This is a genomic window from Serratia sp. J2 (assembly GCF_046269175.1).
In the GTDB taxonomy this organism is placed as follows: domain Bacteria; phylum Pseudomonadota; class Gammaproteobacteria; order Enterobacterales; family Enterobacteriaceae; genus Chania; species Chania fonticola_C.
Window position 1 is genome coordinate 1 of sequence record NZ_JBKABN010000065.1, and the last position, 4,866, is coordinate 4,866.

5 protein-coding genes are annotated in these 4,866 nt (G+C 46.2%); 1 reads left to right on the forward strand and 4 read right to left on the reverse strand.

Features of this window, described 5'->3' with window-relative positions:
• Positions 1–780: 780 nt before the first annotated feature.
• The 3 genes from ACKWMY_RS27785 to ACKWMY_RS27795 form a co-directional block, all read right to left on the reverse strand.
• Positions 781–1,092 (reverse strand): hypothetical protein, encoded by a 312-nt coding sequence (locus tag ACKWMY_RS27785; protein WP_409487485.1) that lies wholly within the window; start codon positions 1,090–1,092, stop codon positions 781–783.
• Positions 1,093–1,461: 369 nt separating this feature from the next.
• Positions 1,462–1,587: a hypothetical protein gene (locus ACKWMY_RS27790; protein WP_409487486.1), complete on the reverse strand. Its 126-nt coding sequence runs from the start codon at positions 1,585–1,587 to the stop codon at positions 1,462–1,464.
• Positions 1,588–1,867: 280 nt separating this feature from the next.
• Entirely contained in the window at positions 1,868–2,080 is a 213-nt protein-coding gene (locus tag ACKWMY_RS27795; protein ID WP_409487487.1) for an AlpA family transcriptional regulator, read from the reverse strand.
• A gap of 110 nt (positions 2,081–2,190) precedes the next feature.
• Between ACKWMY_RS27795 and ACKWMY_RS27800 the strand changes: the two genes are divergently transcribed.
• The gene (locus ACKWMY_RS27800; protein ID WP_409487488.1) at positions 2,191–2,985 is read left to right on the forward strand and encodes a hypothetical protein; all 795 of its coding nucleotides are present in this window, start codon (positions 2,191–2,193) and stop codon (positions 2,983–2,985) included.
• 23 nt (positions 2,986–3,008) lie between these two features.
• Here ACKWMY_RS27800 and ACKWMY_RS27805 read toward each other — a convergent pair whose 3' ends face one another.
• A complete protein-coding gene (locus ACKWMY_RS27805) occupies positions 3,009–4,220 on the reverse strand; it encodes a tyrosine-type recombinase/integrase (RefSeq protein ID WP_409487489.1) in 1,212 nt (403 codons plus the stop codon).
• Between the last annotated feature and the right edge of the window lie 646 nt (positions 4,221–4,866).

The window sequence follows — 4,866 nt, forward strand, 5'->3', positions numbered from 1 at the left end:
TCTTTTAGCATCAATCTGGGGCCATTAATGACACTATGGTTGATCCCCTTCTCCAATTAGTGAGGCTGTCGCGGGTCAGGGGCAGTGATTCACTTGGGGGTTGGTAACGCCATACCGGTGAGTGTAGTAAACCTTGCACCGAACTTTATGGTTCATGTGGCTCGCACCCAAGTTCCACCAAGGACCCCGTAGGTTGCTCGATGATATGGGGCTGACTGCACATGAGGCTCATTCCATTCACGCAGTCAGGTATTCGGCAAACAAAATGCTGAATACCGTCTTGAATACTTCAGATAATCTTGTTATAGAATAAGCGGTTGCGCCAAAAGCGTATTGCGTTATGTTCTTACACTACTGTGATACTACTTTTTGCTATCAGTGACCTTGCCGATATGAGGCGTTAGGTGCGACTTACGGATAGATCAACCGTATCATTGGATATGTCCTTTCTCTGATTACGTTTGTTCTTGCCTGCTGTCTACCCCCAGTTTCAATCAAGTCCCCTTTCAGGCCCTGAACAAGAACAGGGAGGGCGGTAGCGTGCCTGTGCCGATTACGGCGCAGCATCCATCGCTTGCTAAACCCACAACTACTGAGTCACCAAGGGGAGACCTTATCAAGCTGACGCGGCGGTTCAATGTGAGCACAGTCATCACGTTCGAATTTGATGGAAAAAAGAGATAAGTAGATTATCCAGCGCGTTATTTTCCGACCACAACTATAGCTGCCCCCTCGATAGATGGCCTTTACCAGTAATGATGCACTGGGCGTGCTGGTTCGTTAAACCATATCGTTCACCAGCTCTGACAAGAATATCACCCCGGCCACCTGCCAACGCCAAGATTTATGACCGTTACGGGGGGCCGGACGATTTTCTGGACTCTCAGGGGATTGTTTATGTATTTGCTCGAAGATCGGCTTCGTGCCATTGAGCTTTACTTCAAATATGGAAAGAAAGCCACAGCACTGGTTCGCAGCTGGGTTAAGTTTATCGGTGATGCGACATACCGCGCCATGCGTAAACAGAATGAGCCCTCCGTTGAGGATGAGCGAGATGAGCTTCTGGACGAAGTAGCCCGGTTCCAGCAGCATATACGACCTCAGCAGATAGAACTCTGCATCCTGAAGAGGGCGGAACGCCATGCTGATGAACGAGCCAAATGGTCATTGGGTGCTCCGTGAATAATCAAATTAGGCAATGAGCGTAACCATTCAATTATGCTGATGTTAATCATGGCCCCCCTCCCCTTTGCCGATTGCAATCAGTATCTGATTCTTGCGAGCTGTATTCCGGATTTCTGATGACAAAAACAACGACAAACCATGTTCAAAGCTGGATTGGTGACCTGCTAGGAGGAACACTCAGTCCCGACATCTCACGATGCCGGGGGCTTTTTACTATTACCCATCAATATGATTTCTATTAAAATAAATTACTTAATAAAAATCCTCTTACTTTTTTCACTTAAGGGCATCATCATAAGCAGCCTCAAAATTATCTTCATCTGAATCATATCCGTAATCAGGGACAAATTCTTCTTCAAGATATCCGTTATCATCATCTGTAACATTTTCAGTATTATACATTTTCGTCGCCTTCAATTAAATTTCACACTTATTATAGTCATACTGCAATACATTATACCCTTGCCTTCAACAGTAAAATAACTGTTTGCGGACAATTTACAGCAGGTTCTATATTTAGGACTGCATCACTATATTTCTTGAGTTAACACAGTAGCTTGAGTGTAACTCTGTCACCTTTTAAAAAGTGGGCTGCAATATGGATAGGGTGAGTCATCAATTTAACGATGGTTCAGTTCCCCCTCCCTCAAAGAAGATCGGAGGGAACGTAGTTTTATGATTACTAATGCGTTACTTTGCAACGATGTTGCAGCCATTCATCCAACTCGGATTCAAGCCAGCCAACAGATTTTTTTCCCAACGACCGTTGTTTTGGGAAACTGGGATCGTAACGGGGTGACTTCGGATTGATCCAATCATAGATGGTGGATCTAGCCAGCCCTGTTTTGTTAACAACAGCAGGCAGACGTAGTATTTTGACAGCGTATAAAGACATGGTTGAGACTTCCCCTAATCGGATTCACTTTGTACGGGAGAAAGCTTACCTGCTGAGCAATGTCAAAAAAATACGGCTGCTTTACGTAATTTTTTCTCAGGGCCATCCAATTGAAAACAATAGATAATATTTATTCTGAGTTGCTATTTAACGAACTTATCACAGAGTTTGAAGCCGTGCGTCACAGACTCAAGAACAGTTTGGAATACAGCACTTGGCCTGATGATATGGCATGGTTGAATGATGATAATGCATACGTAAAACCGATAGTGGATCAAGCCAAAGATATAGGGTTAAAGGGTTCCGGATGGCGTGCTCAGTGGAGTTTAGATCACGTACTCGATAATTATCTCTACGGTAGAAATCCCGAAGAGATGGAAGAAGAGTTCAGCATGCTGCTTTTTCGTGCTGCGGTTAAGTATCATTGGGCCCGATATGTTTGGCCGATTGACCCGAGTGAGGGTTGGAAAGCATTACGCGAGGCTATAAGCTTTTTTAATCAGTGTGATGGAATGATTGCACACCACCTGTGGATAAAACACCGCAACGAGGATAAAGAAAACCGGCAACAAAACGCACGTATGGGAGGACTCGCTAAAGCCGAACGCTTCATCAAAGTTAAACATGAAGTAATAAGATTGCTGTACGAAAAGATGCCAAAAGGAGGATGGAAAAATAAAGCATCAGCAGTTGAGGCAATTGAAGAGTCGCTGTGGCAGTTTGTTGAAGAGCGGGATAATGAAATAACGAAAGAGAACCAGAAACTGCCGACATCTGAACAAAAAAGAAAAGCGACAGGCATCAAGAAAGAAAACTTGGTACGTCGTATTCTTGACTGGTCAAGAGATGACAAATCGATTCATTCAGCATTCAAAGAAACAGGTCGTAAAAAAGAGACAACGTAAAAGCGCCCAAATGGGGCGCGTATTTACATAGCATCAGATGCGATAGGTGAAACATAATCTGCCCATGCCTTCATCATAGGACGCCGTTGCTCCAGAAGGTCGGTTCGATGATAAGCGGCTTCCACTTTGTTTTGTATGGTGTGCGCCAATGCCCGTTCAGCCAGGTCACGAGGGTATCCCTGTTCGCTACACCAGTCACGGAAACTGGAGCGGAACCCGTGAGCAGTTGCCACCCTACCTAAGGTATCACTGGGGGCGTTTGTTTTACGCAGAAATGCAGTGAGTACCATATCTGATAATACCGTTTGCTTCCTGGGGGAAGGAAATACCAGTTCGTCATGCAATCCCCTCATCTTTTCAAGCACAGCAACAGCCTGCTGAGATAAAGGAACCCGGTGAAGCACCCCCGCTTTCATTCGCTCGCCAGGTAATGTCCAAAGGCGATTTTTGAAATCGACTTCATCCCATCGCATGGCACGCGCTTCACCGGAACGGGAGGCAGTCAGGATGACAAACAGCAGTAGAGCACGGGTGACACTATAACGTTCATCACTATAAACGTGACTGCTGACATATGAAGGAAGTTCCCGCCATGACATGGCAGGCTGGTGTTCAGTACGTAGATTGGCGCTGATTTGTTGAGGTAACAAATGGGTCACCACATCAACCGGGTTGGCATTACAGTAGCCATGAGCCCATCCCCACTGCATCACAGCATGGATACGCTGTTTCACCCTGCCAGCGGTTTGAGCCAGACTTAACCAGATAGGCCGTAAGGCCGCCGCAATATCCGCAACAGTAATGGTATCCAGCGGTTTAGAACCTAATGACGGAAAGATGTTGCGCTCGAGACTGGAGAGCCATTGCTTACCGTGTTTTTTATTCTTCCAACCCTGCAATAACTCACTGTGAACTGTTCGTGCGGCCTCTTCGAATGTAGGAATAACGACTTTTTCTGTCTCCGCCTTTTTAACCTCCAGTGGGTCAGTGTTGTTTGCCAACTGTTCGCGCATGGTTTGTGCCAGGCGAGCGGCATCAGCGATACTGATTTCGGGGTAGCTGCCTAAACCGGCATTACGCCGTTTTTGTGTCACCGGGCTCACATAGCGAAGTACCCATTTCCCACGGCCTTTGGTAGACGAGGGATGAAGTGTCAACCCGGTAATGCCACCATGTGGCAATGGCTTGTCATCGGGTTTGATGTGCCGAGCTTTGGTGTCGGTAAGTAATGCCATTATGTTTTATCCTGAGCAATGGGTATGCCATCCAGTATGCCATTAGTTGTAAGATACGTTGGTATGCGCTAGGTTGGCATTGGATGAAACAATCCGTAATATACAGATTAATATAGAATTTTTAAATTAAATTGGTTTGTATTAGTTTTATATATGGCGGTCTCTCTCACCGCCATATTTTAAGAGAAAGTCTGAACTCACGTTCAGACTTTTTTTTTGCATGTAACACAGTCAGAGAGGGGTGAGAAGCCTCGACAGGGTTCGACAAAATGGCTCGCAGCGCAGAGACATTTTGGACGGCCGACGGGCCGCCCGCAGGGTGAGCTTGCGAATCAAGCCCTCTCTCACCGCCATATTCCAAGAGAAAGTCTGAATTCACGTTCAGGCTTTTTTTGCATGTAACACAGTCAGAGAGGGGTGAGAAACCTCGACAGGGTTCGACAAAATGGCTCGCAGCGCAGAGACATTTTGGACGGCCGACGGGCCGACCGCAGGGTGAGCTTGCGAATCAAGCCCGAACTCACCGCTATAAAACAAGAAAGACTGAGCTATTGGCTGTCAGTTCATACTACTCATTTCCCCTTGTATGTTTAAAGACACTTTAATTACCCGCCCAAAGGCGGGTAGACTTTAACCGAGTTGGTAG

Bases quoted from the DNA above. Each gene is read 5' to 3' on its own strand.
- ACKWMY_RS27785 (WP_409487485.1), bottom strand. From the start codon at position 1,092: ATGCTGCTGGAACCGGGCTACTTCGTCCAGAAGCTCATCTCGCTCATC.
- ACKWMY_RS27790 (WP_409487486.1), bottom strand. From the start codon at position 1,587: ATGTATAATACTGAAAATGTTACAGATGATGATAACGGATATCTTGAA.
- ACKWMY_RS27795 (WP_409487487.1), bottom strand. From the start codon at position 2,080: ATGTCTTTATACGCTGTCAAAATACTACGTCTGCCTGCTGTTGTTAAC.
- ACKWMY_RS27805 (WP_409487489.1), bottom strand. From the start codon at position 4,220: ATGGCATTACTTACCGACACCAAAGCTCGGCACATCAAACCCGATGAC.